Source organism: Haliea sp. (genome assembly GCF_040221975.1).
In the GTDB taxonomy this organism is placed as follows: Bacteria; Pseudomonadota; Gammaproteobacteria; order Pseudomonadales; family Halieaceae; genus Haliea.
Map to the genome: position 1 here is coordinate 1 of NZ_JAVJWR010000002.1, position 26,185 is coordinate 26,185.

The window sequence follows — 26,185 nt, forward strand, 5'->3', positions numbered from 1 at the left end:
GCCGGAACGTATCCGCCGTGCCCTGCGCGAGCGGGACGGGGTCTGCCAGTATCCCGGCTGCCAGGAATCCGAGTACGTGGACGCCCATCATATCCGGCACTGGGCCGAGGGCGGGGAAACACGGCTGGACAACCTGGTGACGCTGTGCCGGTTCCATCACCGTCAGTTGCACCGCGGGTGCTTTGATATTCGCCTCAACGGCACCTCCGCGGAGATTCTGGCGCCAGACGCTGGTTAGGGGGAGAGGCTTCCAGCGGAAACGAGGCTCCCTTGGAATAGGTAAGGTTTTTCTGGAACCCGAGCTGGAATTGATAGCCCGCCATCGCGTCCGGTATCGCGGCCGGCAAGATGACGACCGATACGATCGCAATGATTGTGATAACTGTTGGCAAAGGTCCCGGCTCTAGCCCTGCCTTGGGGCCTCGCCAGAGACGGCTGCAGGCTGCAGTTGCCCCTGGTCCATCCGCCAGAGCGCGCCCTCGCAGATGTCGTAGTGCGGGCAGTCGCGGGTACAGCCACGGCAGGGCAAGCGTGGATGTTGGGGTGCTGCCTCTGGCGGGGAAGTGTTCTCTGGCATGATCCGGTCTCCTGCTTTGCTGGCAAGCCAGAGTATACGGCATTCGCCGCAATCCCGATCAGTCCCTGGCTGGACAGGTCGCCCCGGGCAGGCCAGTATTCACAGTTGTCGCCACCTGCCACAAGGAGCCACCATGTCCTCAACAACAGCACCCCCCTGGGTAATTGCCGAAATGTCAGGATCGGTACTCTGGCTCACACTGAACCGGCCCGGGCAGCGCAGTCCTCTCTCCAGCCAGATGATCAATGCACTGCAGGAGTGCCTGAGTGCTGCAGCAGCGGATAGCGCGGTGCGCTGTATTGTTATCACCGGCTCCGGCCCGGCTTTTTCCGCCGGTCACGACCTGCGTGAAATGACCCCGCAAGCCGGCGAATCGGACGCTGATTGCCGGGCCCGGATGCAGGCCATCCTGCAGGCCTGCTCCCGCCTCATGCTGGGGATCACCGAATCCCCGAAGGCGGTAATCGCCTGTGTCCAGGGCGTTGCCACCGCCGCAGGGTGCCAGTTGGTGGCGGCCTGCGATCTCGCCATCGCCAGTGAAGAGGCGCGTTTCTGCCTGCCCGGGGTCAACATCGGGGCCTTCTGTACCACGCCGTTGGTAGCGGTCGGCCGCAATATTCATCGCAAACATGCCATGGAGCTGGCCTTGACGGGCGACTTGTTTGACGCCGAGGATGCAGTGCGGATGGGTTTGCTCAATCGTGTGGTACCGGCTGACAGGTTGCGGGCAGATACTGAAGCGCTGGCGCAGAAAATCGCCAGCAAGTCTGCCGAGGGCATAGCCAGGGGCAAGCAGGCGTTTTACCAGCAGCTCAACAAGCCCCTGGCGGAGGCCTACAGCACCACCTGTGAACCCATGATCGATACCATGACCACCGCGGATGCCCGCGAGGGTACCCAGGCCTTTTTCGACAAGCGCCAGCCGGTGTGGCCGCAAGGGTAGCGTCGGCGCCTCGATAGCCGAGGCCCCGGATCAGGGCCGGCTCCGGATCAGGTCTGGCGCTGAATCAGGTCTGGCGCTGAATCAGGTGACAGGCCGCAAGCTGGCCCGCGCCGACCTCGACCAGCTCGGGCGCCTGTTCCGCACAGCGGGGCTCGGCCACCGGGCAGCGGGGGTGGAAGCTGCAGCCGGAGGGCGGGTTGATGGGGGAGGGCACATCTCCACGCAAAACCTGCCGCTGCACCTTGCGATGCGGGTCCGGTACGGGAATGGCGGCTATCAGGCTCTGGGTATAGGGGTGGCGCGCCCGATGGTAGATGGTCTCGCTGGCGGCCGTCTCCACAATCTTGCCCAGGTACATGATCGCAACTCGATCGGACACGTGCTTTACCACCGCCAGGTCATGGGCAATGAACAGATAGGACAGCTTGAACTCACGCTGCAGGTCCACCAGCAGGTTGAGAATCTGGCTCTGGATGGAAACATCCAGCGCCGACACCGGCTCATCGCAGATCACCAGCTTCGGGTTCAGCGCAATGGCCCGGGCAATGCCTATCCTTTGCCGCTGGCCACCGGAGAACTCAAACGGATAGCGGCTCGCCGAGCGCGCCGGCAGACCGACGGTATTCAGCAGTTCCGTCACCCGCTTCTGGCGCCAGAGCCGGTCGCCGATCTTCTGCACGATGAAAGGTTCTTCGAGAATATCACCCACCGTATGTCTTGAATTCAGGGACTCCATCGGGTCCTGGAAGATCATCTGGATGTCCTGTCGCAGTGGGCGCAGGGTGCGTGGCGGCATGTGGGTAATATCCTGCCCATTGAAGCGAATGCTGCCGCCAGTGGGCTGGTACAGGCGGGCTATACAGCGGCCCAGGGTGGACTTGCCGCAGCCGGACTCGCCGACCAGCCCCAGGGTTTCCCCGGGTCCGATATTGAAGGAGACGCCGTCCACCGCCCGGTTGAAGGCCTTGGCGCGCAGCAGCAGGCCCTCCCGCACCGGGAAATGCATGGCCAGGTTGCTGACTTCCAGCAGCGGCGCGCTCACAGATCCCGCCAGCGAATGCAGCTTACATCGTGGCCAGCCGCGACCTGTTCCAGCACAGGCACTACTTCCCGGCACTCGTCCATGGCATGGGGACAGCGATTCTCGAACCGGCAGCCCAGGGGCAGGTCGCGCAGTCCCGGCACCATGCCCTCAATGACGCCCAGCCGCGATTTTGGCTCCGTATCCAGGCGCGGGATGGAATTCAGCAGGCCGCGGCTGTAGGGATGGGCCGGGCGGTCGAAGATGTCAAACACCGTGCCGCGCTCGGCGACCTTGCCCGCGTACATTACCGCTACCTGGTCGCAGGTCTCCGCGATCACGCCGAGATCGTGGGTAATCATGATGACCGCCATGCCCATCTCCGCCTGCAGGTCCTTGATCAGTTCCAGGATCTGGGCCTGGATGGTCACGTCCAGCGCGGTGGTGGGCTCATCGGCAATCAGCAGGGCCGGCCGGCAGGCCAGGGCCATGGCAATGACTACCCGCTGGCGCATGCCCCCCGACAGCTGGTGCGGGTACTCGCCGAGGCGTACCTCGGGCGAGGGAATGCCCACCCGCTCCAGCAGTTCCGCCGCCGCCCGCAGGGCATTGGCGGGCTCGCAAATCCTGTGCAGCAGCATGCCCTCGGTCAGCTGGCGGCCGATGGTGTGCACCGGATTGAGGGCGGTCATCGGCTCCTGGAACACCATGCCGATGCGGCAGCCGCGGATCTTCTCCATCTCGGGAATGGGCAGCTGCGCCAGATCGCGGTCCTGGAAGCGAATCGCGCCGCCGGCGATGCGGCCCATGGGTTGTGGCAGCAGGCGCATGATCGACAGCGCGGTGACGCTCTTGCCGCAGCCGGATTCGCCGACAATGCCCACCGTGGCACCGGGCTCGACGCTGAAGCTGACGCCATCGACCGCCCGCACCAGGCCCTCGTCGGTGGCGAATTCGGTGACCAGGTTGTCGACTTCCAGCAGGGCCATCGGCGCTACTCGGCCCACTGGTCGTAGACTTCGATCACCGGCTCGAAGGTCTTGCCGCTGCGTTGGGCGGCCTGGGTTTCCTCCTTTATGGCGGTGTCGATCCAGTGCACGAACAGCTCGCCGGGGCCGTCCGAGTGTCTGTAGGAGAAGCCCTCGGGATAGCGTACCCAGCGCCACTTTCCGAGCCGGAAGAAGCCCTGGTAGAAGCCAGGCACAAAGGACGCGTGCTCGTGGTGCAACTCGATCATCTGGTGCGACAGGGCAATCATCTCATCCCTGTCGGTGGATGCCCGGTAACGCTCGATCAGCTGGTCCATCTCCAGCAGCGCAAAGGCCTCCAGATTGTTGGTCTGGGTCTTGGGCTGCCGCTCGGGGTTGACGCTACCATCATCCAGGAAAGCGCGGTCCCAGGCGTTGTCGGAGTGGTAGTGCTCCCAGAAGCGGGGGTACTCCTCCAGGAAACGACCGAAAGCGGTGAAGGATATGTCGTGCTGCTTTTCCTGCACTTTCTTCCAGCCGACGGTGCCATCGAGGATTTCCAGGCGCAGGTCCAGCCCCGCCTTGGCAGCCTCCTGGCGCAGAATGGTCAGCACATCGCGCATGGTTTCGTAGCCGGTGGACAGGGTAAAAGAAAGCTTTTGCCCGGACTCGTTGACCAGGATGCCGTCCGCACCGCGGCGGCTGAAACCTGCTCTGGCGAAGTACTCCTGCGCCCTGTCGATATTGAATTCACGGGCCTTCAGGGTCGGGTGGGAATATTCACCGAAGCCGTCGTTGGCGGTATTGAGCCGCTCATTGTCGCCGCGGAAAAACTTCTCGATCACCAGGTCCCAGTTGGTGGCGTGGGCGATGCCGACGCGGATATCCCGGTTGTCCAGCAGCGGCTGCGCGGTGTTGATCCAGAGGCCGAAAGGCGGTCGCGGCCGCTGGTTGTAAAAGGTCACCTTGTGGATATAGCCCGCCTGCACATCCGGGTCGGAATCGGGTAGCTTCTCGTACCAGTACTCTGCCAGATTCAGGCCAAACTGGTCGATGTCGCCGCGCTTGAAGGCCTCGAACATCTTCGGGGTGTCGCGGATCACGCCGAGCTGGATGCGATCGGGGTTGAAACGGTAGCGCCAGTGCTTCTTGTCCCGGGCCCACCAGTTCTCCTGCCGGGTCAGCGCGATGGAGCGGCCCTTGCGGATGTCCTGGTCGCGGACGATATACGGTCCCGGAGTGGGTTCGAAAGCCCACTGGTAGCGCTCGCTGAAATCGTCACCCATCTCGCTGTAGAAATGGCGGGGAATGGGGCGCAACAACAGGCCGCGTTCGTCCATGTCGGGCTTGCGCTCGGCCATGGTAATGGAGATGGTGTGGTCGTCGTAGCGGCTGATATTGGTGTAGGTGGTGCTGTAGAAGTTGTTGTACCAGGGCGCCATGATGTACGGCGAGCGGTAGAACCAGAACATGAACAGGTAGTCGTCTGCCGTTATTGGTTCGCCGTCGGACCAGGTCGCCGCCGGGTCCAGCTTCGCGTAGACAGTCTGATTGTCCCAGTCCACCGCCCAGGACTCGGCCAGGCCGGGGTACAGCTCCAGCGTTTCCGGGTGCAGGTGGGTGAGCGTCATGCCCACGTCATCCAGCAGGAACGGACGGAAGCTGCCATTGGAATCGGGGCCGACGGTACGCAGCGTGCGCGGGAAATCCTGCAGCGCCCCGTACTGGGTGCCGCCCTTTTTTGCCTCCGGTGAACCGATTTCCGCCAGGTGATCGTTGCTGGTCCAGGCCAGATCGGGCGGCAGGTCCGCGGGGGTCTTGAAGCCGAAGAAATCCGGATTGGCGGCGTAGAACGCCTCCACCTCCGCATTGACCGCGGCCGCGGTTGCCGTCGCAGCCGCCTCCGCGGCGGCATCCGCGGCGCCGTCACTGTCCGACGTCCCGCAACCTCCCAGCAGCAGGACAAGGCTGGCCAGTAACAGCGTGGACAGTGTTTTCTTCATCTCGGTAACCTCGGCTAACGGTTCGCTAACGGTAAACGGAAAAGGTTTTGGGATCGAACGATTCGCGGATGGCCTCGCCGATGAAGGTGACCAGGGTGAGCAGGGCCACCAGGGTGCCGAAGGCGGAAATCACGATCCAGGGTGCGGTGCGGAGGTTGGCAGTGCCCTGTTTCAGCAACTCACCCAGGCTGGGCGTGGGTGCCGGCAGGCCGAAACCGAGGAAATCCAGCGCGGTGATGGCAGAAATCGCCGCGACTATGGTGAAGGGCATGAAGGTCACCAGGGTCGACAGTACATTGGGCATGACGTGCCGGAAGATGATCCGCGAATTGGAGGCGCCGATAATCCGCGCCGAGGCAATGTAGTCGCGGGACTTCTCCTTGTAGGTCTCGGTGCGCATGTAGTAGGTCATGCCGGTCCAGGAGAACAGCACCATGACCAGCAGCAGGATGCCGATCCGCGTGGTCACGGCAACGCTGGATGGAATCACCGAGAAGATGATGATCACCATGTACAGGAAGGGCACGTTGGACCAGATCTCGATGATCCGCTGGAACACGAGGTCAAAAAGCCCGCCGAAGTAGCCCATGGCGCAGCCGATACTGATGCCGATGACATAGACGCAGGCGGTAAAGATCAGGGCAAAGACCAGGGCGATGCGAGTGCCGTAGAACAGGCGCGCCAGGATATCGCGGCTGGTGGTGTCGGTGCCCAGGTAGTGCTGCTCTGCGGCGTCGGGCGGCAGGGGCCGGAATATCCCGCCCGGGGCGTGGTTCTCATAGGGGTTGTAGGGCACCAGCGGCAGCAGCACCCAGTTGTCCCCGCCCTGCTGCCGGAAGTGGGCCTTCAGCTCGCGATAGTTGGTCTCATAGTCGTAATCCAGGCCGAAATCGGTGCCGGGACGGAAGTCGGTATAGGTCGGGAAATGGAGCTTTCCTTCGTAGCTGACGATCAGGGCCCGACTGTTGACCAGCAGCTCGCCGAAAACCAGCAGCACACCCAGCCCCGCAAGCAGCAGGAAACTGTAGTAGCCGCGCTTGATCTTGCGGAAGCGCTGCAGCTTCTTGCGGGTCTGGGGGTTAAGGGCAAACACCGTCTACTGGAACCTGATCCGGGGGTCGACCAGGGCGACCAGGATGTCGGAGAGAATGTTGCCGATCAGCAGCAGCAGGCTGGCGAGCAGGACTACCCCCATGACCACCGGATAGTCGCGATCGAGAATGGCGGTGAGACCGAGCAGGCCAAAGCCGTCGATATCGAAGATGGTTTCGATCAGGAACGAGCCCGATACCAGCAGAGTGATGTTCTGGCCAAAGGTGGTGGCAATCGGGATCAGGGAGTTCCTGACTGCGTGGCGAGTGACAGACTGGCGGAATGACACTCCCTTGGCGACCGCGGTGCGGATGTAGTCGGCTGCCAGGTTGTCCATCAGGTGGTTTTTCAGCAGCAGGGTGACCAGGGCGAAACTGCCCACCAGGTAGCAGATCAGTGGCAGTACCGAGTGGTTCAGCAGGTCCATGGCCTGCGCTCCAGGCCCCAGGTCCTGGAAGTTGTAGCTGACGAAGCCGCCCATGGGAAACCACTCCAGGCGCACGGCAAAAAACAGGATCAGCAGGGAGCCCAGGGCGTAGCCGGGAATGGCGTAGCCGATGAAAATCAGAATGGAACTGATGTTGTCGACGAAGGTGCGGTGGCGTATGGCCTTGAGAATCCCCAGTGGAATGCAGACCGCATAGGTGATTACCAGGGTCATCAGCCCGTAGTACAGGGATACCGGAAAGCGCTGCTGTATCACCTCCCACACGGGTTCGTTATAGCGATAGGAGGAGCCGAGGTCGCCGCGAACCACCTTGCCCAGCCAGTGAAAGTAGCTTTGCAGCAGCGGCTTGTCGAAGCCGTAGTATTCGCGCAGTCGGTCCAGCTGGGCCTCGGAGATGGCCATGCCCTGCCCGGCCATCTGCGAGCCGCCACCGCCGGACATGCTCATCTGCTGGGTTTCCATGATCGCCCGTTCCAGCGGTCCACCGGGCACCAGGCGGGTGATGGCGAAGACGATGATGGTGACACCGATCAGCGTTGGGGGGACGAGCAGAAGGCGTCTGAGGAAATAATCGCGCATGTATGCCGTCAGGACCCCTGTGGTCGTGTTCGCCGCGGTTCAATAGACCGGCTCAGCAGCGGATGGTGCCACAAAGCCCCCCCTGGGCAAAGCCGGAGCAGTGTAATCCTGATTCACCACCGGTCCCGGACTCAGGCCTGGCGCCGTTGGCAAGGGTGGGCGCCGCTGAACGCATGGCCATGCTGACTCACTTTGAGCTCGAGCGGTTCAGCAGTCCGGTCGTCAGTTGCTCAGACGTTGCTGGCGGCGCCAGTCCCAGGGTGGGATCGGGTCGTGGCCGGCCCACAGGCCCCGCCGGGCGCTGCGCGCTTCTTTTTCAGCTGCCTCCAGCGGGCGCTCGTGGCGGGCGAAGTACTGATACCACCAGGCGTGGCCCTGCTGCACCAGGGCCAGGTTGATATTGCGGCTGTCAGCATAGAGGGTGCCCACCCGCCGACCGTAGTCGTCGGTCTCCACGACCACCACGCCCAGGTGCCTGCCCGCAACCATCCCCGCTAGCGCCTCGCGGGCCCTGTCGCCGTGGGGTTGGCCATGCTCCGGTGCATCAATCCCGTACAGGCGAATCCGGTGCTGCTCGTTTTTGCTGTCCAGCAGGGAGACCGTGTCGCCGTCCGCCACCCGCACAACGCGGCCGCTGATATCGAAGTCCGGCAGCGGGGTCCCCTCCCTGGCCGCCCCCGCCTGTTCCAGCTTGTCGGCCGCGTGGCGCCAGCCCGGCTCGGGGCCATCGCCGCCAGTTACGGTCGTCAGCAGCTGCCGGTGCCAGGTGATTTCGCCACCGGAGAAGTACTGGAACAGAGTCAGCCCCAGCAGAATTACCGCGACGCGGGTCAGGTTCTTGCGCGAGCGAGCAGCCATGCGTTTCACCGCCGGGGCCGGCGCCGCAGCAAGTAACTCATCAGGGTGATGGCAACGCCGTTCTTGGTCGAGGCTGCCAGCACTTCCCAGCCCAGGGCCTGATAGAAAGTCGCGTGCTCGGGCGTATACAGGTAGAGCCGCTCCAGGCCGCGCAGGCGTCCCTGTTCGCAGGCATGGAGCACCAGCCGCTTGCCCAGCCCGCGGCCGCGCCACTCCCTGTCTACCCAGAGATTGGCCAGCCAGGGTGTGAGTTCGGGCCTGCTGTCCAGGTCCTGTTCAATCAAGGACACTGAGCCGATGGCCACGCCTGCGGCCACCAGCGCCCAGGTGGACGGTACCGGGTCCCCGCCCAGCGAGCGCGCCAGGTCTGCGGCAAAACTGTCGACCGTGTCCTCGGGATACAGCTCCCGCCACTCTTCCAGATGTGCCCTGGCGAGCGTGTCTATGGCCTGCGGGCAGGCACTCAGCGGCAGTATGTCGACGACAATTGTGTCACGGGCCTTTAACATCGGGGCATTAACCTTGCTGATTCTCCTCTGCTCAGGATACCTTGCCCGATGATTTCCCGCCGCCATTTTCTCCGCTTGTCCACCGTCCTCGCAGGCTCAGTGGCGATTTCCACCGCCCTGGGCGGCTGTCAGTCAGCCCGGCCGCGGGGCTCGCTCTCGGCTGCCCGGTTTGAGCACGGCGTGGCCTCGGGTGACCCTGGGGTGGATAGCGTGCTGCTCTGGACCCGGGCCACGCCTGCCGCGGGTGAACCCGCCCTCGACCTGTCCTGGGAACTGGCGGCAGACTCCGCCTTCGAACGGGTGATCCGGCGCGGCGAGGTTCGAGCCGATGTCGGGCGCGACTACACCGTCAAGGTCGATGTGCGTGACCTCGAGCCGGGGGCCGAGTATTTCTATCGCTTCGCCGCCCGCGACAGCGTAACCGCGGTGGGGCGCAGCAAGACCCTGCCCGCCGCCGGAGTACAGCAGGTCCGTCTGGCTGTGTTCTCCTGCTCCAATTATCCCGCGGGCCACTTCCACGTCTACCGTGAAGGTAGCCGGGTGGCGGACCTGGACGCGTTTCTGCATCTGGGCGACTACCTCTATGAATACGGCGCCGGCGGCTATGCCACCGAGAACGCGGAGCAGCTGGGCCGCAGCCTGCCGGCGGATAATGCCGGCGAGCTGTACAGCCTGGCGGACTATCGCAAGCGCTATGCTCTGTACCGCACGGATCCGGAGCTGCAGGCGATGCACGCTGCCGCACCGTGCATCGCCGTGTGGGATGATCACGAAGTCGCCAATGACGCCTGGCGCGACGGCGCCGAAAACCATTCCCCCGGGGAAGGGGATTTTGACGAACGCAAGCTGGCGGCCCTGCGGGCCTGGTATGAGTGGCTGCCGGTGCGTCCCCCCATTGCCGAGGGCAACGAACAGATCTACCGCAGCTTCGACTTCGGCGACCTGCTGTCCCTGCATATGCTGGATACCCGCATCATCGGCCGCGACCGACAGCTGGAATACCGGGATTACGTGGATTCGGCAACCGGCACCATGGAACAGGACCGGTTTCGGGCCGACCTCGGCAACCCGGGGCGGACCCTGCTGGGGCCCGCGCAGCTGGCGTGGCTGGGTGAGCGTCTGGCCGCATCGCCCGCCCGCTGGCAGGTGCTGGGCCAGCAGGTGGTGATGGCGAAAATGCACCTGCCAGCTGATCTGCTGGGCGTGGAAGACCTGGCCGAGTTGCCGCCCCTGCTCGCAGAGTTGGCTGAATTGAAAGCCGCGCTGATGCGAGGCTGGGATATTGGCCCGGAACAACGGGCCCGCCTGCAGCGGGTGACGCCCTATAACCTGGATGCCTGGGACGGTTATCCGGTGGAGCGGGAAAAGCTGTACGGCCTCGCGCAGCAACTGGGCAAGCGGCTGGTGGTACTGGCGGGCGATACCCACAATGCCTGGTACAGTCGGCTCCACGACCGGCAGGGCGCAGAGGTCGGGGTGGAGCTGGCCACGGCCAGCGTGTCATCACCGGGCATGGAGAAATATCTGGGCGTCGGTGACGAGGAGGCGTTGCAACTGGCGGAGACGATGACCCTGCTGATCGACGAGCTGCAATATTGCAATCTGCATCAGCGCGGCTTCATGCTGTTGACCGTGACACCCAGCGCCCTGGAGACAGACTGGCTGTTCGTTGATGGCATCGGCGCACCGGATTACCGGCTCGCCCGCGGTCACCGTGTAGTGCTGGCGTCCTGAGCGCTCTCTTTCAGCGCCAGCGGGCGCACCGTTACCGACTCACCGGCGCCGTTCAGCCAGGCTTCGCCGCCCGAGAGGGTGCACTGCAACTCCAGCCCGCTGCGCGCCATGGCGGCCAGTGCGCGGGCGCCCGTATCGGGGATCTGCCAGACTTGCAGGTGCCTGAAGCGCTCCAGGCCGGGGCCGTGCTTCTGCCACCACACGGGCACTGCCCGGTCGCCGTAGGCATAGAGAATGACGCGGCGCGAGCGGGAGCAGGCCTTGCGCAGGCGGTCCGGGTCGGGGGTGCCCAGTTCTATCCAGGTTTCAATGCTGCCGGTCAGGTCCTTTTGCCACAGGTCCGGTTCGTCATCGGTGCTGATGCCGCGGCCGAATTCCAGGCTGTCGCTCGCGTTCAGGGCGAATGCCAGCACTCGCAGCATCATCCGTTCGTCGGTTTCCGAAGGGTGGCGCGCCAGGGTGAGCGGAAAATCGGCATAGTACTGGCGGTCCAGGTCGGCAATATTGAGGTCGAGCTTGAAAATGGTGGACTTGAGCGCCATGACATCGGCTTATCTGCAATCAGGGTGGGGCACTATAGCGTATGCGCGCTTGCAGGGCACGAGCCCTGCCAGGTCAGCGCCAGGGGCGTGGCACCAGTACCGGTGTGCGGGCCCGGTACGCCTGCCACTCGGGGTCGTTGCCCCAGCGTCGATCCGCCTTGCGTTCCAGCAGTGGCACGCCGCTGACCCGGGTCAGCAGCAGGAATACGAACAGCGGTGACAGCAGCGTCAGCCACTGCCAGCCAGCCAGCGCCGGTGCTGCAATCAGCGCAATACCGCACCACAGCAGGATTTCGCCGAAGTAGTTGGGGTGCCGGGAGCAGGACCAGAGGCCCGAGTCGATAAACCGCTCACTGCCGTGAGTGCGCCGGAAAGCGCGCTTCTGGTGGTCCGCAATCACTTCGATAGTGAAACCGCCGAGCCAAAGCAGCAGGCCCGCGAGTTCCAGCAAACCCACCTGCCCTCCGCGACCGCCGCTGATCGCCGCCAGTGCGCAGCCGGCCGTGATCAGGACCCACAAACCCTGCAGGCTCCAGGTGAACAGGAACGTGCCGGCATGGGGCTTGATCCGGTCGAAACGTGAGTCGCTGCCATCCTTGAGAACGCGCAGGAACAGGAAACTGCCCAGCCGCAACGCCCACAGGCTGATGCAGCCGGCCAGCAGCAGGCTGCGGCTATCGCTGGCACCGCTCAGGCCGACCGCCAGCCAGATCACCGACAGGTAGGTGCAGGAACCGGTCAGGTCATAGAATTTCTCGGTTTGCAGCAACCACGCCGGCACAAAGGCCAGCCATTGCAGCGCCAGCGCCAGCAGCGCGCACAGGGCAAATATCGGCCAGCCGTGCCAGCTGGCACCGGTGTGGCTGCCGGCTAGGGCAAATGCCAGCGCCAGCACGAGGACACTGCTCATGCGCAGCAGAAACTGCAGCGCGGCAGCTCCGCGGGTGGCGGGTTTTCGCGCCGCTTCCGCGTTCACTGCTTGCTGGCCGTCACCAGCCACACCGCCCCGGGCATGCGTATCTTGCCGTCGCTGAACCAGGGCGCCATGGCCTCGATGGCGGAGGTGTAGACCGCTTCCCGGAGTGCCGGGTCGCAGTCCTGCAGCAGCCGGCTCACCGGGCCCATGTTCAACATGTCCCGGGCTGTGGTGGCGAGATCGTCTTCGCGCCCCCAGGCCATGGTGACCGCATGCGCGGTAATGGCGATAGCGCTGAAACCAGCGCCCGCCAGTACCGAGCGGGTGTAGTCGGCGTCGGCAAAGGCGAAGGGCCCCGGGGCATGGGGTGGTGGCGGCTCCGGTGCAGGCAGATGCTGGAACGCGGCCTTGAGGGGAATCATCGCCCACAGATTCTCCTGCAACGGCTGCCAGCAGGAGAACGCCAGCTTCGCGCCAGGCTGGAGTGCCTGGTACAGGATGGCAAAGGCCGCTGTCGGGTCGTCGAAGAACATGACCCCGAAGCGGGAAAACAGCAGGTCGAAACTGGCGGGGGGGAAGGCGTGGTTCGAGGCGTCCGCTTGCAAAAAGTCGACCTGCCTGCCACTGGCGCCGGCCGCCAGCGCATTCTCCCGAGCGACCGCCAGCAGCGGGGCGGAAATATCCACACCGAGCACGCTGGCCTGCGGGCCGAGGTGGTCTGCCAGCATCAGGGTTTCGCTGCCGCCGCCGCAGCCCACATCCAGTACCCGTCGGGCGCTCCCGATATTGGCGTGCTGGATAAGGTCCCGGGCGATGGGGGCCAGCATATGCGCCATCATCGCGTCATTATCCGCCCATTTGTGGCCCGCCTCACCGTTCCAGTAGGCCAGCTGATCTGCATTGCTCATGAATTGATTCCTGTTGTCTTTTTAGCCTCCGGAAGGATACAGCAATGGATCGCGCCATTGCCCCTGCGGCGAGCACTTTGACAAAAATATAAGTAAATACTAATGTATATCCAGTTGCAGCGGGTTTATCCTAGGGAGAATGTCATGACACTCGATCGCGCAGTGATGGCCTTTGCCGGCATCATGGTTCTGCTCAGCCTCGTGCTGGCCCAGCTCCACAGCGGCTACTGGCTGTGGTTTACCGCCTTTGTGGGCGCGAACCTCCTGCAGGCTGCCTTCACCGGCTTCTGCCCGGCGGCCATCCTGTTCAAAAAGCTAGGCATAAGGACTGGAACCGCCTTTTCCTGAGAACAGGTAGCCAGGGTCCGTGCTCTACACCGTGTGCCTGCCGGACGCCGGGGCTGTCGGTGCCTTGTTGTGGAGGGATGCTCCGGCCAATGCTGCCACCGCTCAGGGGCGGCAGCCGGCGCCCGTGGGCGGGTGTGCGCCATTGGCGGCAGTCAGCCCCAGCAGGGACGCCTTGCTGACCGCCTGCACCCGGTTCTGGACGTTCAGCTTGGCAAAGATGTTCTTGAGGTGAAAGCGCACGGTGTTCTCGGACAGGTCCAGGTCTCTGGCGATTACCTTGTTGGCAGCGCCCAGGGCCAGCAGGGCCATGACCTCCTGTTCGCGCTTGCTGAGCAGGGGTTGAGTGACTGCGCCGGTGGCGGGTCCCTGCAGCCGTTCCCTGAACCTGATGGCGTGGCTCACCAGTCTGGCGTCGAGGCCCTCGCTGCGAGCCAGGTAGAGGTCGATGAGGTCTTCGAGCGGGCCCGCATCGTCCACCAGAGCGCGGATAAAACCGGTGCGCAGGGATAGCGCCAGAACCTCACCGGTATACTCCCGTGCCCGATCCCCGTCGCCCAGGGCGTGGGCTGCCTGGGCCATCAGCAGGGCGTAGCGGATCGATGAGCGCAGGCGCCCCTGCTCGCGCGCCTGTGCCGAAAAGTGCGCCAGCTCGGCGAGCGCCTCCTGGCTGCGTCCCTCCGCGAGCAACAGGCGGCTGATGGCGAGGGCGGCAACATCCCGCTCGCGCCAGGCCGCTTCATTGCCGTCACCGCTGCGATAGGCTTCCAGGCTGATGCCTGAATCCGCGACCAGCGCGCGGGCGGCGCGGTGCTTGCCCGCTCTCACCAGCAGTTCGACACGCTGGCACTGCAGCAGGTCCTCCAGGCGTGCCAGTCGTTGCTGGTCAGCGTACTTCATGGCCCGCTCCAGCAGCCGCAGTGCGGGCTTCAGGCCCGAGCGTCGATACTCGATATTGCTGGCGGTGCAGTAGCCTGCCAGGTAGATGTCGAACCAGGCCTCGCGAGCCTCCAGTTCGCGAGGAAGCTGCCGCAATACCGTCAGCGACATATCCTCGCGACCCAGCTCGTCCAGCAACTCCAGCAGCAGGACGTGGCCGATCAGCCTCAGACCCTTGTCTTCGCTGAACTTGCGCCGTGCCATATCGAGCCCGGCTCGATAGAGTTCTTCGGCTTTGGCGGTTTCGCCCTCGGCAAAACTGGCATCGCCGAGGTGGAAGTACAGATAGCTTTCGCCATACAGGGAGCCCATCTCCCGAAAGGAGCGAATGGCCTCCCGGGCAAAGTGGCGGGCACTGCGAAAATCGCCCTGCTGGGTATGCACCACGCACATCAGGTTGTAGTGGAAGGCGCGCCGCTCCGGGTCCTGGCGGTCGATCCGGGCGGTTGACTCCAGCAGGGCCTGGTAGCTGGTTTCCCGGATTCTGCGCCCCGCATAGATGGCCAGATAGGCGTCGATCTGCCGGAGTTCGTTCAGCAGCGTCTCGGGTACCCCCGCCGCCAGGGCAGCCCCGTCATCCAGGGCCAGCCGCTCGGCCTCGCGGAATGTCTGCAGAGCCCTGAATACCAGGCCATCCTTCACCTCGATGATGCTCTGTAACAACAACAGCAGCGGTGACGCGCCGATGACCATTGTGTCGAGCAGGCCCAGTGCGGTGCGGATTCGGGTAATACCCTCGCGCAACCAGAGAGAAATGGCGCCCATGGACTCGATAATCCCGATGGCGCGAGCGGGGTCACCGGCAAGCACGCAGTGGCGCACTGCATTCACCAGGTCGGACTCGCGGGCATACCAGTCCGCGATGCGGCTGTGCAGATGCCGCAGCTGGGCCGGATCCTCGATCTGCAACCGACGGTAGAGGTGATCCCGCAACAGCGGGTGCAGCTGAAAGATGTCACCGGGCCCCGATAGCGGTCGTATCAGGCTGTGCAGGTGCTGCAGCCGGTGAATGCGTTGCAGGCTGTCCCCCGCCTCGCGAACATGGTCGGCCAACTGGCAATCCACTCTCTCCAGCGGTGCAACCGACATCAGGAATTGCCGGTCCGGGTCCTCCAGCCCTTCCAGGATCTGGTGGGCAAGGTAGGCAGACAGGGTGCCGGCATCACGGCCCAGCTCCTGCAGCACCCGCTCGTGGTCGCGCTCGGTGGCGAGGGCGCTGCGCAACATCTGGACCGCGACCGGCCAGCCCCGGGTGCGGCGGTAGATCTCTTCGGCTACCGCGACAGGCAGCTGGTCCGAGAATATCTCCCGGATCTCTGGCAGGGTGAACTGTAGTGCCGTGGCATCAAGACGCTGTACCTCCCCGTTGACTTCCAGCCGGCTGAGGTCCAGGGCGCTGTCGTCACGGGTGGCGATGCAAAGGTGCAGGTTCCCGGGCGCGTAGCGCAACAGTGGCTGCATGATTGCTTCAATGGTCGCCGGTAATAGCTTCTCGAAGTCATCGATAACCAGCAGGACGCGCCCGGGGCAGGCCTCGACGCTGCGCTGGATCAGGTTGAGTATCTGGCGGGGCGTAAGTTCGCCGTGGAATGCATTGCTGTCCTGATAGGTGGGCTGGAGGACGCCGGCACGGGACAGGCTGAAGGCGAGATAGGTCAGCAACTGCAGATCGTCGTTGTCGTCTTCGTCCAGCGCCAGCCAGCAGCAGGTTGCCGTGTTATCCGGCAACTGGCGCAGCCAGTTTGCGAGCAGCGTACTTTTGCCGTACCCGGCGGGGGCGCTGACAATGGTCGCCCGCTTTGACAGCCCCTCGTTCAGGCGCAGTTCGAGACCCCGGCGGTCGAGCACAGCCACCCGCTGGCTAGGCGGACATACCTTGGCGAGCGCGAGCCACGGCGGGAAGGCCGTGGTCGTGCGGGGCGTGTCTTCTGGGGCATGTTCCTGCATAGGACTGACTGTATAAGACTGGCGCCGTGAAATCGACGCCCATGTGCCCGGCCCGCCCCACCCGAACGGGTAGGCTGCAGACAACAGGGCCGAACCCGGCCCCACCCGCGGACGCCGGTTTCCCACACCAGACGCGGATTGTGAGTGGGCGCGGCGCTGGCTAGGGTAAGCATGAAGCAGTCAGGGATACATTACACCATGAGACTCGGAGTCGATGTCGGCGGGACGAATACGGATGCGGTGCTGGTTGACGGCCTGCGGGTGGTGGCCAGTTGCAAGCAGCCGACGACGGAGGACGTAAGCTCCGGAATCGAGGCCGCGCTGCGTCGGGTACTGATGTCGGCGGGAGTCGAGGCACAAGCCGTGACCGCGGTGATGATCGGCACCACCCATTTCACCAACGCCTTCGTGGCTCGCCAATCCCTGCTGCCGGTGGGCATCCTGCGGGTTGCCCTGCCGGCGGCTCGCGGCATCCCGCCGCTGGTGGACTGGCCCCGGGACATTCGCCAGGCGATTGGTGGACCCTGCTTCCAGGTTCGCGGTGGCGTGCAATACGATGGCCGCGTCAACGCGGAGCTCGACGAAAAGGCCGTGCGCGAGGCCGCACAACAGTTTCGCGAGGCGGGCATCCAGAGCGTCGCCATCTCTTCCCTGTTTGCGCCCATCAGCGCCGACATGGAGTTGCGCGCAGCGGACATCGTACGCGCGGAAATGGGGGCGGAGGTGGCGATCACCCTGTCCCATACAATCGGCCGGATAGGACTGCTGGAGCGGGAAAACGCCACCATCATGAACGCTTCGCTGGCCCGGCTGTCGCGCGAGGTTGTTCGTTCCTTCGGGGCGGCGATGCGCGCCCTGTCGCTGCAGGCTCCCTTCTATATCAGCCAGAACGACGGCACCCTGATGAGCGCGGACTTTGTCGAGCGCTACCCGGTGCTGACCTTTGCCTCCGGCCCGACCAACAGCATGCGCGGCGCCGCGCGCCTGGGGGGGCACGAAACCGCGATGGTGGCGGACATCGGCGGCACGACCACGGATTTCGGCTGGTTGGCCGGTGGCTTCCCGCGCGAATCCTCGGTGTCTGTGGATGTCGGGGGGGTGCGTACCAATTTCCGCATGCCCGATATCTACGCGCTGGGGCTGGGCGGCGGTTCCCGCGTTGTCGAGCAGGGTGGCGACGTCGCCATCGGCCCGGGCTCGGTAGGCTACCGCCTGCTGGAGGAAGCCCTGGTGTTCGGCGGCAGTACCCTCACCGCCACGGATATCGCGGTGGCGGCGGGCTACGCCGAGATCGGCGACCGCGACCGCGTGGCCCACCTGGATGCGGCCCTGGTTGAGCGCTGCGTCACCCGGATACACGACATGGTAGCCGGCGGGGTGGACCGGATGAAAACCAGTGCCGAGCCGGTACCCCTGATCCTGGTGGGCGGCGGCGCGGTGCTGATCAACCGGGACATCCCCGGGACCACCGAGGTCATCGTCCCCGGGCACGCCGGCGTTGCCAATGCCATTGGCGCCTCGATCGCCCAGATCGGTGGCGAGACCGACCGGGTGTTCTCTTACGAGCAGAGCGGTCGCGAAGCGGCCCTGGCCGCGGCCCGGGCCGAAGCGTGCGAGCGCGCCGTGGCCGCCGGCGCGCGACCGGACAGCATCGTGGTCATTGACCTCGAGGAGTTGCCGCTGGCGTATGTGCCGGGCAATGCCGTCCGGGTGAAAGTCAAGGTGGCCGGTGACCTGGCCGCCGGTATCTGAAGCCTCCAGGGCTCTACGGGAGTATGCAAGCGAACATGAAGATAAGTCTGGAAGACCTGCCCTACATTGCCACCGGCGCCGCGTTCCTGGGAACGGGAGGCGGCGGGGACCCCTATATCGGCCGGATGCTTGCCACCAGCGCGATCGAGGAGTTCGGGTCACCTGAACTGGTCAGCGTGGAAAGCCTTGCGGACGATGCCAACGTCTACACCATCGCAATGCTGGGCGCGCCCACGGTGCTGGTGGAGAAGGGCGCCTGTGGCGATGACATCGATCTCGCCCTGGCACAGCTGCAGGAATACACGGGTCGGCGTGCAGACGCGGTGATCCCGATTGAAATTGGCGGGGTCAACTCCCTGGTGCCGGTCATGGCTGCCGCCCGCACCGGGCTGCCGCTGGTGGATGCCGACGGCATGGGTCGCGCCTTTCCGGAGATCCAGATGGTCACCTACAACGTCCACGGCGTCTCCTGTACCCCGCTGGTGGTGACCGACGAACACCTGAATTCCCTGGTCGTGAATACCGGCAGTGCCAAGCGCGCGGAGGATCTGGTGCGGGTGTGCGCCGTGGAGATGGGCTGCAGCGTCATGCTTTCCAGCTATCTCATGACCGGGCGCCAGGTCAAGGACAGCGCGGTCACCGGCACCATGACCCTGGCGCTGGCAATTGGCCGCGCCATCGCGGCGGGCCGCAGGGCCGGTGATCCCGTGGGAGCGCTGCTGTCAGCGCTGCGTGCCACGCCCTACTACAGCCACTGCAAGGTGATCTTTGACGGCAAGGTCAGCGACCTGCAGCGTGACACCCGCGGCGGGTTCTCGGTGGGGCTGTGTGACCTGGTGGCGCTGGACGGCAGCGGGTCCGCGATGCAGCTGGTGTTCCAGAACGAACATCTGGTGGCGCGCCAGGACGGTGCGGTGCGGGCCATAGTGCCCGACCTGATCTGTGTGGTGGACCGGGAGACCGCCGAACCGATCCCGGTGGAGGGGCTCAAGTACGGACAGCGGGTCAAGGTGCTCGGCGTCAGTGCGCCACCCATTCTCAGAACGCCGGCGGCACTGCAGGTCTTCGGTCCGGCGGCCTTCGGGCTGGACGATCCTTTCCAGCCGATCGAATCACTTTAAACAGCCAAAACAACATCAATGTGTGGGGAGAAAGAGATGAAGCGCAACAACAGGATGATCGGGGCGATACTCGCCGCCACTACCGCCGGATTCCAGTATCAGCTCGCGGCCCAGCCGGCGGCCGGCCTGCAGCTGGAGGAAGTCATTGTCACGGCGCAGAAGCGGGAACAGAGTTTCAACGAGGTGGGCATCGCCGTCACTGCCTTCAGTGGCGATGACATCAACGCGCTGCGCCTCAACCAGCCGGTGGATATCGCCGCACAGACCCCCAACCTGCGCATCAATAACGTGGTCGCCAATTCCATTCCCAATGTGACGATCCGCGGTATCGGGCTCAATGACTATGCGACCAACAACAATCCGGCGGCGGGTATCTACATCGATGAGGTATACCTGGTATCACCGGCCATGCTCAGCTTCCAGATGCATGACCTGGCGCGGGTGGAGGTGCTGAAGGGGCCACAGGGAACCCTGTTCGGGCGCAACACTACCGCCGGCGCGGTCAACTTCATTGCCAACCGTCCGACCGACGAGTTTACCGCGGGGGCAACGCTCGAGTACGGCCGCTACGGCCATGCCTCCGGTCGCGGTTTTGTCAGCGGTCCGCTGATGCCGGGACTCGAGGGGCGCCTGTCGGTGCAGCGCATCCGCCAGAGCGACGGCCACCAGACCAATCGCGTTACTGGCGAGGAGGTGGGCAGGATCGCCAGCACCGCCTGGCGCGCGCTGCTGCAGTGGCAACCGACCGACAACCTGGACATTCTCCTGAACGCCCACGGCGGCAGGGATGATTCCGACGTACACCTGGTGAAGATCGACAATCCGTTTTCACCCGAGGACGACGGTGATCGCGATGTCTTCCGCTCGGGTGCCTCGGTGGATACCCGGCAGGACATAGACAGCCAGGGCTTCTCTTTGACCGCCAACTGGGCTTTCGCCGGGCAGCTGAGCCTGACCTCCATCAGCGCCTGGGAAGAGCTCGACCGCTTCCACGTGGAAGACCGGGATGCCACCAGCCTGGTCCAGCTGGATGGCTATTTCGACAATGCCGTGGAGCAGTTCTCCCAGGAGCTGCGGCTGTCCTATCTCGGTGACGAGCTGGTATGGATCGCGGGTGCCTTCTACGGCAGCGATGAAGTGGAGACCCGTGACCGTTTTGACAGCGCCGACCTGCTGCCCCTGCTGGGCCTGGATGGCTTCGAGTCGCTGGGCAATGAATACCGCCAGGAATCCGATTCGGTTGCCGTGTTCCTGCATACCGAGTGGCAGGTCGCCCCCGCCTGGCGGCTGACAGCCGGTCTGCGCTACACCGATGAAGACAAGACTTTCTCCGATGCCTTTACCTACCTGATCGGCGGCGGCTTCGAGGCGCCCCTGTTCCCGGGCGTTCGCAACGACTACAGCACCGACGATGTGTCCGGCAAATTCGGGATCGATTACACGGGCTTCGAGGATGCCCTGCTGTATGCCAGCGTATCCCGGGGCTTCAAGTCAGGCGGGTTCCAGGGCCAGCTGACCTTTGACCCGTCGGACCTGCAGCCCTTCGAGGAGGAAAACCTGCTGGCCTACGAGGCCGGCGCCAAGCTGACCCTGCTGGATGGCTCCATGCAACTGAATGCCTCCATTTTCTTTTATGATTACGAGGACATGCAGTTCTACGGCGGGATCTTCGATTCGCCGGTGGGTACCCTGTTCGGGATTGCCAATGTCGGTGATTCGGAGGTGACCGGTGGCGAGATCGAGCTGGCCTGGCGCCCGGCCGAGGGGCTGGATGTACGCCTCGGGATGGGCTTGCTGGATACCGAGATCACCCGCTCCATCGTCGGTGGCGTCGCCGAGGGCAGTGAGTTGCCGAATTCCCCGGAGTTGAACGTCAACGGTATCCTCCGTTACCAGTGGCCGCTGTCGGCGGGCCTGTATGCCGATGTCATGGTGGACTTCAACTACCAGGATGAGATGACCTTCGATATCGTGCGCCAGCCGCAGGAGGCCCGCGAGGACAGCTACTGGCTGTGGAACGCACGCGCGGGCGTCGGTGCCGCATCGGGAGGTTGGACGCTGTCGCTGTGGGGCAAGAACCTGTCCGACGAGCGCTATCGCACCCAGGTGCTGTTCTCGAGCGTCGGTTTCGGTGAGTCCTGGGGCATGCCCCGTACCTATGGTGTCAGTCTGGACCTGAGCATCTGATGCCTTCGGGCCAATCGACAGGAGGTGTCGGCATGAAGTCAGTCATCCACATCATTACCCCGATCATCACGGAAGGTGTACGCAGCCTCGACGATGTGCAGCCGTTCCTGCGCCCGGACATGGAGGTCCGCCACAGCCTGATCAGCACCGGTCCCGCATCGATAGAGTGTTCGACGGACGAGGCCCTCAGTATTCCGGGGATCCTGGAGCAGGCGGTGGCCGCCGAGCAGGCCGGAGCCTCGGCACTGATCATAGACTGCATGGGTGACCCGGGTCTGGAAGCCTGTCGGGAACTGGTTTCGATACCGGTGCTGGGTCCGGCGCAAACCTGCATGCACTACGCCAGCATGCTGGGGCATCACTTCGCCTTCATTACGGTGCTGGACCGCCTCAAGCCGATGATAGACGGCCTGGTGGCGCGCTATGGGCTGCAGTCGAACTACGCCGGCTTTGGCGCGGTGGATATTCCGGTGTTGGAGATCGAGCAGCGCCTGGACGAGCTTGTGGATCAGTTGGTGACGGCTTCCCTGCGCAGTATTGAAACGACGCGGGCCGGCGCTATTATCCTCGGCTGCACCGGTTTTTTCGGCTGTGCCGAGGCCATTGCCGGGCGCCTTGCCGCGGCGGGATATGCGGTGCCGGTGCTGGACCCGATCCCGCTGACCCTGCATGCGGCGGATGCGCTGGTAAAGACCGGCCTGAGCCACAGCAAGTACATCTATCCCACCCCGCGGCGCAAGCCCCTGGCCGGCTACGCGCTGCCAGGGGCATACACGACCGCCTGACCCGCGTTGTCCCTGGTGGTATTGCCGGAGGCGGGAACTGCCCGGGGCCTTCGGACCCCTTTTTTGTCCTGCCATGCTGACCGATAATGCCCGGTCATTATACCGCGGGAGCAGGAACAATGGACGACACCGGCAAGGTGCAGGACAACGGGTTGCAAGGACAAGTGGTCTGGATCACCGGGGCTTCCGGGGGGATTGGTGCCGCCCTGGCCCGACAGCTCGCCGCCCGCGGCGCCCGGCTGGTACTGTCGGCCCGCCGTGCGGATGTGCTGGAGGCAGTGAAGGCCGACTGCGTCAGCGCCGGGCTGGCGCCGGATGCCGTGCTGGTGCTGCCGCTGGACGTGATCGCGGTCGACAGCATGCCGGCGGCGGTGGCGGCGGTGCTGGCGCGCTTCGGCCATGTCGACCTGCTGATCAACAACGCCGGCATCTCCCAGCGCTCCTCGTGCCTGGAAACCGAACTGGATGTCTACCGCAGGCTGTTCGAGGTGGATGTCATCGGCCAGATCGCCCTCACCAAGCAGGTACTGCCCCACATGGTCAGCCGCGGCAGCGGTCACGTGGCCGTAACCGCGAGCGTCGCGGGCAAGGTGGGCGTGCCGCTACGCACTGGCTACTGTGCCGCCAAGCACGCGGTGATGGGGTTTTTTGATGCCCTGCGCACGGAAATGGCGCACCTGGGTATTGCTGTCACGACGATCGTCCCCGGCTTTATCCGCACGGATATCGCCCGCAACGCCCTCACCGGGACCGGGGCGCCGACAGGTGTGGCGGATGAAGATATCGACGGCGGCATGGATGTCGATGACTGCGCTGCCGCGATTCTTGAAGGCTTCGCCAGTGGTACCGAGGAGATCGCTGTCGGCAAGGGCGCGGAGATGGACCTGCTGGCGCTGAAGCGCAATGATCCCACCGGCACCTTCCGGCTGCTGGAGGCCATGGCTGCCGACGTGGTGGCCAGGCGTCCGTCCTGAGCATAGTGTTCAGCTGGCGGCGGGATCTGCGGTCAGTATCTGCTGCACGAACTGTAGGTGTTCCGCTGCTTCGTGCCCCAGCGGCGTGAGGAAGCCGCCGTCCTCATGGTCCACCAGCCCCTTGGCGTGGAGCCGGCCGGCGGCGGCAATCATCTCCGGTGCCGCGTTGCTGTGAATTTTCAGTCCGACCTGGGCGCTGCTCAGGTCGAACTTCAGCAGCAGCTCAATCTCGTCTATAAGATCCGGGGTCAAGGTCATTGCGGTATCCTGGCTGTGTCATGTGGCAAGCATACCGCATTACGGGGCCCCGGGCTGTAATCGTGCGTGACAGTCAGTCATTCTCCGGCAGCGGTGCGCGCACGACTGGCTCCAGGCGCACAATGGCGGATGGCCTGGCGCCGCGGTCGTCGATGGCGAGGTAGACAAAGCCATCCGGCCCCTGGCGTACATCGCGGATGCGGCCGAGGCCCTTTGCCAGGCTCTCTTCCCGCACGACCCGCTGTCCGTCCAGTTCCAGTAAAGTGACTTCCTGTCCCGCCAGCCCGCCGGCCAGCAGGTGGCCGCGCCAGTGGGGAAACGCGTCGCCGGTATACAGGGCCAGGCCGGACGTGGCGATGGACGGCACCCAGACCTTGCGCGGCTGGGTCATGCCTTCGGCGTGGGTGCCGGCATGGATCGCGGAACCGGAGCTGTAATTGACTCCGAAGCCGACCACTGGCCAGCCGTAGTTGGCGCCGGCCTCGACCAGGTTCAGCTCGTCACCGCCCTGGGGACCGTGTTCCGTCAGCCACAGGTCCCCGGTTGCCGGATTCATGGTCATGCCCTGGGCATTGCGGTGGCCGTAGCTCCAGATGTCATCGAGCGCCCCATCCTCGTCGACAAAGGGGTTGCCGGCGGCGATGCTGCCGTCCTCGGTGAGGCGCACAACCACCCCGTGGTGGTCGGACAGCAACTGTGCCGGGTGTGTCTCCAACTCGCCGGAGGGGGGCACCTGGCGATCGCCGATGGTGACGAAGATATGGCCCTTGCCATCGAAGACGATGCGCGAGCCATAGTGGCCACGGCCCCGGGATTTGGCCTCGAAGATTTCCTCGACCTCCTGCAGCGCGCCATCCTGGTAGCGGCCGCGGATCACCGCCGTGGTGGACTCGTCGCCGGGCAGCGGTTTGGAGTAGGTCAGGTACAACAGCCGGTTGGTGGCGAAATCCGGGTGCGCAACCACATCCAGCAGTCCGCCTTGCCCCTTGTAGTACACCTCCGGTAGCCCGGCCACCGGCTCGGCCAGGAGTTCGCCGTCGCGCACCACGCGCAGCCGCCCGGGCTGCTCGGTGACCAGCAGCTCGCCATCGGGCAGGAATGTCATGGACCAGGGCCGGATGAGGCCGTCGGCCACGGTGACTACCCGATAATCGTGGAAGGCGGAGTAGCGGGTCTCTCCGGCAGCAGCCTGCTGGGCGCTTGCATGGCCGACGATGGACAACAGCAGGGTAAAGGTAACCGCCAACATCTTCATGACTTGAGCTCCGTGTCGTGAATACGCCAATCAGTATAGCGGTTTGCCGTGAATGGAGCTAAAGGGCGCGGCAACAGTCGCCCGGCCCTGCCGGGTACCGGTCTTCAGGCGGACGCCAGCTCCACCCAGTGTTTCGGAATGTTGTCTTCAACCAGCTCGTGAATGCTGACGTTGATGATACGGTGCTCGCTGCCGACTTCCTCGGCGAACCGTGACTGCTTGCTGCTGCGGGCTATGATCATGGCATTGGGGTAGTTGCGCCGCAGCCACAGGGCGGTGCGCAGGTTGTCTTCCTCCTGGCCGGTGCCGAGCACGAAGATCAGGTTGTAGGCGTCGGCTTCGATATGCACCTCCTGCCGCAGTTGTTGCCAGACCACCGGGTGCGAGATGTCCCCTTCGTATACACAGCGGCGATAGTCGCTGGAGAAAACCATCTGCTCCTCGGCAACCAGCACCCGGCGCGTGGCGTCCCGCTCGATAATGGCGACCGTATCCAGCTCGCCCTTTGCGTGTTGCTGCAATTCCTCCAGCACCGTCTGCCCGAAACGCCCGAACCCCGCGAGCACCACGATGTCCTTGCCCCGCGACTTCTGGAACCGGTGCAGCATGTGTCCGTGCACGAGGCCGTAGGCGGCCAGGCTGTAGGAGTTGAAGGTCTCGCAGCTCTGCGCTACCCGGGTGCTGTGCATGGAGCGCATGAAGCGCAGGTTGGCGCAGTGCATCACTACCCGGGAGCCGATGCCGGGCACCAGGTTCAGCAGCACGCTGACCGCTTCATAGCTGCGCAGGCTGTTGTCCGACAGCAGCACTACCCGGAGCGCGTGCTTGACCCGGAGCTGGCGCAGGAAGAACTCGTGGGTGACATCCCCCACCGCCAGCAGGGCGTCATACTCTTCCCGCAGTTCATCCACGACCGGGGCAGCAGGCAGGGCGCGAGACACCACCACTACCGGCACGGTCGGGTTGTGATTGCGCAGGACTCGCAGGTAGCTGAGGGTGAGGTCGCCAGCACCGATAACCACCACGTGATTGCGCAGTTTGCGCAGCTGGAAGTGCTGGGGCGAGAGTGATTTCAGCAGCGCCTCGATCAGGGTCCAGGCGGCCAGCACAGGGGAGCCGAAGTAGGCCAGCCACAGCAGCACCATGCCGGGCCAGGGTCCGCTTACCGGTGTCCCCAGCTCTACCCCGCCAATCACAAACAGGCTCAGGCTGTAGTAGGCCTGGGCAACGAGGCCGGCCGTGGCGACATCCGGACGCTCGCTGACGATGACCCCGGAGGCAAACCCCGCGAGCCCGCAGAAAAAGAACAGGATCGCCCCCAACAGGCGCCAGGAAATCCGGGGTTTGCGGCTGGACGGACTCGACATGAAGCAGGGGCTCGTTCGCGGTGGTCAGGGCATGATACGCAAGCCGGGTGGCCCTGGCCATGTGCGGCCGGCGAGGTGCGGCCGGCGAGGTGCGGCCTTGGAACAGCCCGGCCGTTCACGTCAAGTCTTGCGTCAGGGGCGCGGTGGTGCAAGTATC

Annotated in this window: 24 protein-coding genes; 9 read left to right on the top strand and 15 right to left on the bottom strand. The window is 64.5% G+C overall.

Annotated features, from left to right (window positions below; translation table 11 throughout):
- Nucleotides 1–238, top strand: a 238-nt coding sequence (locus RLO07_RS00170; protein ID WP_462290106.1) for an HNH endonuclease signature motif containing protein, incomplete at its 5' end; no start/stop codon positions are given.
- Between the two features lie 165 nt (nucleotides 239–403).
- Here RLO07_RS00170 and RLO07_RS00175 read toward each other — a convergent pair.
- Complete coding sequence (locus RLO07_RS00175) at nucleotides 404–577, bottom strand: hypothetical protein (protein ID WP_462290107.1); 174 nt, start codon at nucleotides 575–577, stop codon at nucleotides 404–406.
- A 133-nt stretch (nucleotides 578–710) separates the two neighbouring features.
- On the opposite strand from RLO07_RS00175, the gene RLO07_RS00180 reads away from it, so the two are divergent.
- Nucleotides 711–1,520: an enoyl-CoA hydratase gene (locus RLO07_RS00180; RefSeq protein WP_462290108.1), complete on the top strand. Its 810-nt coding sequence runs from the start codon at nucleotides 711–713 to the stop codon at nucleotides 1,518–1,520.
- 64 nt (nucleotides 1,521–1,584) lie between these two features.
- Here RLO07_RS00180 and RLO07_RS00185 read toward each other — a convergent pair whose 3' ends face one another.
- The 7 genes from RLO07_RS00185 to RLO07_RS00215 form a co-directional block, all read right to left on the bottom strand.
- Nucleotides 1,585–2,562: an ABC transporter ATP-binding protein gene (locus tag RLO07_RS00185; protein ID WP_462290109.1), complete on the bottom strand. Its 978-nt coding sequence runs from the start codon at nucleotides 2,560–2,562 to the stop codon at nucleotides 1,585–1,587.
- On the bottom strand, nucleotides 2,559–3,530 hold the full coding sequence (locus RLO07_RS00190; RefSeq protein WP_462290110.1) for an ABC transporter ATP-binding protein: 972 nt from the start codon (nucleotides 3,528–3,530) through the stop codon (nucleotides 2,559–2,561). Before RLO07_RS00190 ends, RLO07_RS00185 begins: the two co-directional genes overlap by 4 nt.
- Before the next feature lie 5 nt (nucleotides 3,531–3,535).
- Nucleotides 3,536–5,512 (bottom strand): extracellular solute-binding protein, encoded by a 1,977-nt coding sequence (locus RLO07_RS00195; protein ID WP_462290111.1) that lies wholly within the window; start codon nucleotides 5,510–5,512, stop codon nucleotides 3,536–3,538.
- Between the two features lie 25 nt (nucleotides 5,513–5,537).
- Nucleotides 5,538–6,605, bottom strand: a complete 1,068-nt coding sequence (locus RLO07_RS00200; protein ID WP_462290112.1) for an ABC transporter permease — start codon at nucleotides 6,603–6,605, stop codon at nucleotides 5,538–5,540.
- 3 nt (nucleotides 6,606–6,608) lie between these two features.
- Complete coding sequence (locus RLO07_RS00205; protein ID WP_462290113.1) at nucleotides 6,609–7,631, bottom strand: ABC transporter permease; 1,023 nt, start codon at nucleotides 7,629–7,631, stop codon at nucleotides 6,609–6,611.
- Nucleotides 7,632–7,853: 222 nt separating this feature from the next.
- Entirely contained in the window at nucleotides 7,854–8,489 is a 636-nt protein-coding gene (locus tag RLO07_RS00210) for a thermonuclease family protein (RefSeq protein ID WP_462290114.1), read from the bottom strand.
- 5 nt (nucleotides 8,490–8,494) lie between these two features.
- On the bottom strand, nucleotides 8,495–8,998 hold the full coding sequence (locus tag RLO07_RS00215) for a GNAT family N-acetyltransferase (protein WP_462290115.1): 504 nt from the start codon (nucleotides 8,996–8,998) through the stop codon (nucleotides 8,495–8,497).
- Nucleotides 8,999–9,046: 48 nt separating this feature from the next.
- Here RLO07_RS00215 and RLO07_RS00220 point away from each other — a divergent pair, with 48 nt between their 5' ends.
- Complete coding sequence (locus RLO07_RS00220) at nucleotides 9,047–10,732, top strand: alkaline phosphatase D family protein (RefSeq protein ID WP_462290116.1); 1,686 nt, start codon at nucleotides 9,047–9,049, stop codon at nucleotides 10,730–10,732.
- On the opposite strand, the gene RLO07_RS00225 is transcribed toward RLO07_RS00220, so the two are convergent.
- The 3 genes from RLO07_RS00225 to RLO07_RS00235 all read right to left on the bottom strand — a co-directional run bounded on the left by RLO07_RS00225 (nucleotide 10,708) and on the right by RLO07_RS00235 (nucleotide 13,098).
- The gene (locus RLO07_RS00225) at nucleotides 10,708–11,274 is read right to left on the bottom strand and encodes a YaeQ family protein (protein WP_462290117.1); all 567 of its coding nucleotides are present in this window, start codon (nucleotides 11,272–11,274) and stop codon (nucleotides 10,708–10,710) included. The genes RLO07_RS00220 and RLO07_RS00225 overlap by 25 nt on opposite strands.
- Nucleotides 11,275–11,347: 73 nt before the next feature.
- Nucleotides 11,348–12,250, bottom strand: coding sequence for a DUF1295 domain-containing protein (locus tag RLO07_RS00230; RefSeq protein ID WP_462290118.1), 903 nt, complete (start codon nucleotides 12,248–12,250; stop codon nucleotides 11,348–11,350).
- Complete coding sequence (locus RLO07_RS00235; RefSeq protein ID WP_462290119.1) at nucleotides 12,247–13,098, bottom strand: class I SAM-dependent methyltransferase; 852 nt, start codon at nucleotides 13,096–13,098, stop codon at nucleotides 12,247–12,249. The genes RLO07_RS00230 and RLO07_RS00235 overlap by 4 nt, the downstream gene beginning before the upstream one ends.
- A 144-nt stretch (nucleotides 13,099–13,242) precedes the next feature.
- On the opposite strand from RLO07_RS00235, the gene RLO07_RS00240 reads away from it, so the two are divergent.
- Nucleotides 13,243–13,446 carry a YgaP family membrane protein gene (locus tag RLO07_RS00240; protein WP_462290120.1) on the top strand — a complete coding sequence of 68 codons (204 nt, stop codon included), beginning with the start codon at nucleotides 13,243–13,245 and terminating at the stop codon, nucleotides 13,444–13,446.
- A 102-nt stretch (nucleotides 13,447–13,548) separates the two neighbouring features.
- Here the strand turns inward: RLO07_RS00240 and RLO07_RS00245 are convergent, their stop codons facing one another.
- Nucleotides 13,549–16,236 (bottom strand): LuxR C-terminal-related transcriptional regulator, encoded by a 2,688-nt coding sequence (locus tag RLO07_RS00245; RefSeq protein WP_462290121.1) that lies wholly within the window; start codon nucleotides 16,234–16,236, stop codon nucleotides 13,549–13,551.
- Between the two features lie 291 nt (nucleotides 16,237–16,527).
- On the opposite strand from RLO07_RS00245, the gene RLO07_RS00250 reads away from it, so the two are divergent.
- The 5 genes from RLO07_RS00250 to RLO07_RS00270 all read left to right on the top strand — a co-directional run bounded on the left by RLO07_RS00250 (nucleotide 16,528) and on the right by RLO07_RS00270 (nucleotide 23,148).
- Nucleotides 16,528–18,081 (top strand): hydantoinase/oxoprolinase N-terminal domain-containing protein, encoded by a 1,554-nt coding sequence (locus tag RLO07_RS00250; RefSeq protein ID WP_462290122.1) that lies wholly within the window; start codon nucleotides 16,528–16,530, stop codon nucleotides 18,079–18,081.
- A 35-nt stretch (nucleotides 18,082–18,116) separates the two neighbouring features.
- Complete coding sequence (locus tag RLO07_RS00255; protein ID WP_462290123.1) at nucleotides 18,117–19,202, top strand: DUF917 domain-containing protein; 1,086 nt, start codon at nucleotides 18,117–18,119, stop codon at nucleotides 19,200–19,202.
- 36 nt (nucleotides 19,203–19,238) lie between these two features.
- Entirely contained in the window at nucleotides 19,239–21,389 is a 2,151-nt protein-coding gene (locus RLO07_RS00260; protein WP_462290124.1) for a TonB-dependent receptor, read from the top strand.
- A 32-nt stretch (nucleotides 21,390–21,421) separates the two neighbouring features.
- Nucleotides 21,422–22,174 carry an aspartate/glutamate racemase family protein gene (locus tag RLO07_RS00265; protein ID WP_462290125.1) on the top strand — a complete coding sequence of 251 codons (753 nt, stop codon included), beginning with the start codon at nucleotides 21,422–21,424 and terminating at the stop codon, nucleotides 22,172–22,174.
- Nucleotides 22,175–22,293: 119 nt separating this feature from the next.
- Nucleotides 22,294–23,148 (top strand): SDR family oxidoreductase, encoded by an 855-nt coding sequence (locus RLO07_RS00270; RefSeq protein ID WP_462290126.1) that lies wholly within the window; start codon nucleotides 22,294–22,296, stop codon nucleotides 23,146–23,148.
- 9 nt (nucleotides 23,149–23,157) lie between these two features.
- On the opposite strand, the gene RLO07_RS00275 is transcribed toward RLO07_RS00270, so the two are convergent.
- The 3 genes from RLO07_RS00275 to RLO07_RS00285 all read right to left on the bottom strand — a co-directional run bounded on the left by RLO07_RS00275 (nucleotide 23,158) and on the right by RLO07_RS00285 (nucleotide 26,028).
- Nucleotides 23,158–23,406, bottom strand: a complete 249-nt coding sequence (locus RLO07_RS00275; protein ID WP_462290127.1) for a TIGR02647 family protein — start codon at nucleotides 23,404–23,406, stop codon at nucleotides 23,158–23,160.
- Between the two features lie 73 nt (nucleotides 23,407–23,479).
- Nucleotides 23,480–24,661 carry a PQQ-dependent sugar dehydrogenase gene (locus tag RLO07_RS00280; protein WP_462290128.1) on the bottom strand — a complete coding sequence of 394 codons (1,182 nt, stop codon included), beginning with the start codon at nucleotides 24,659–24,661 and terminating at the stop codon, nucleotides 23,480–23,482.
- 104 nt (nucleotides 24,662–24,765) lie between these two features.
- Nucleotides 24,766–26,028 (bottom strand): NAD-binding protein, encoded by a 1,263-nt coding sequence (locus tag RLO07_RS00285; RefSeq protein ID WP_462290129.1) that lies wholly within the window; start codon nucleotides 26,026–26,028, stop codon nucleotides 24,766–24,768.
- Nucleotides 26,029–26,185: the final 157 nt, after the last annotated feature.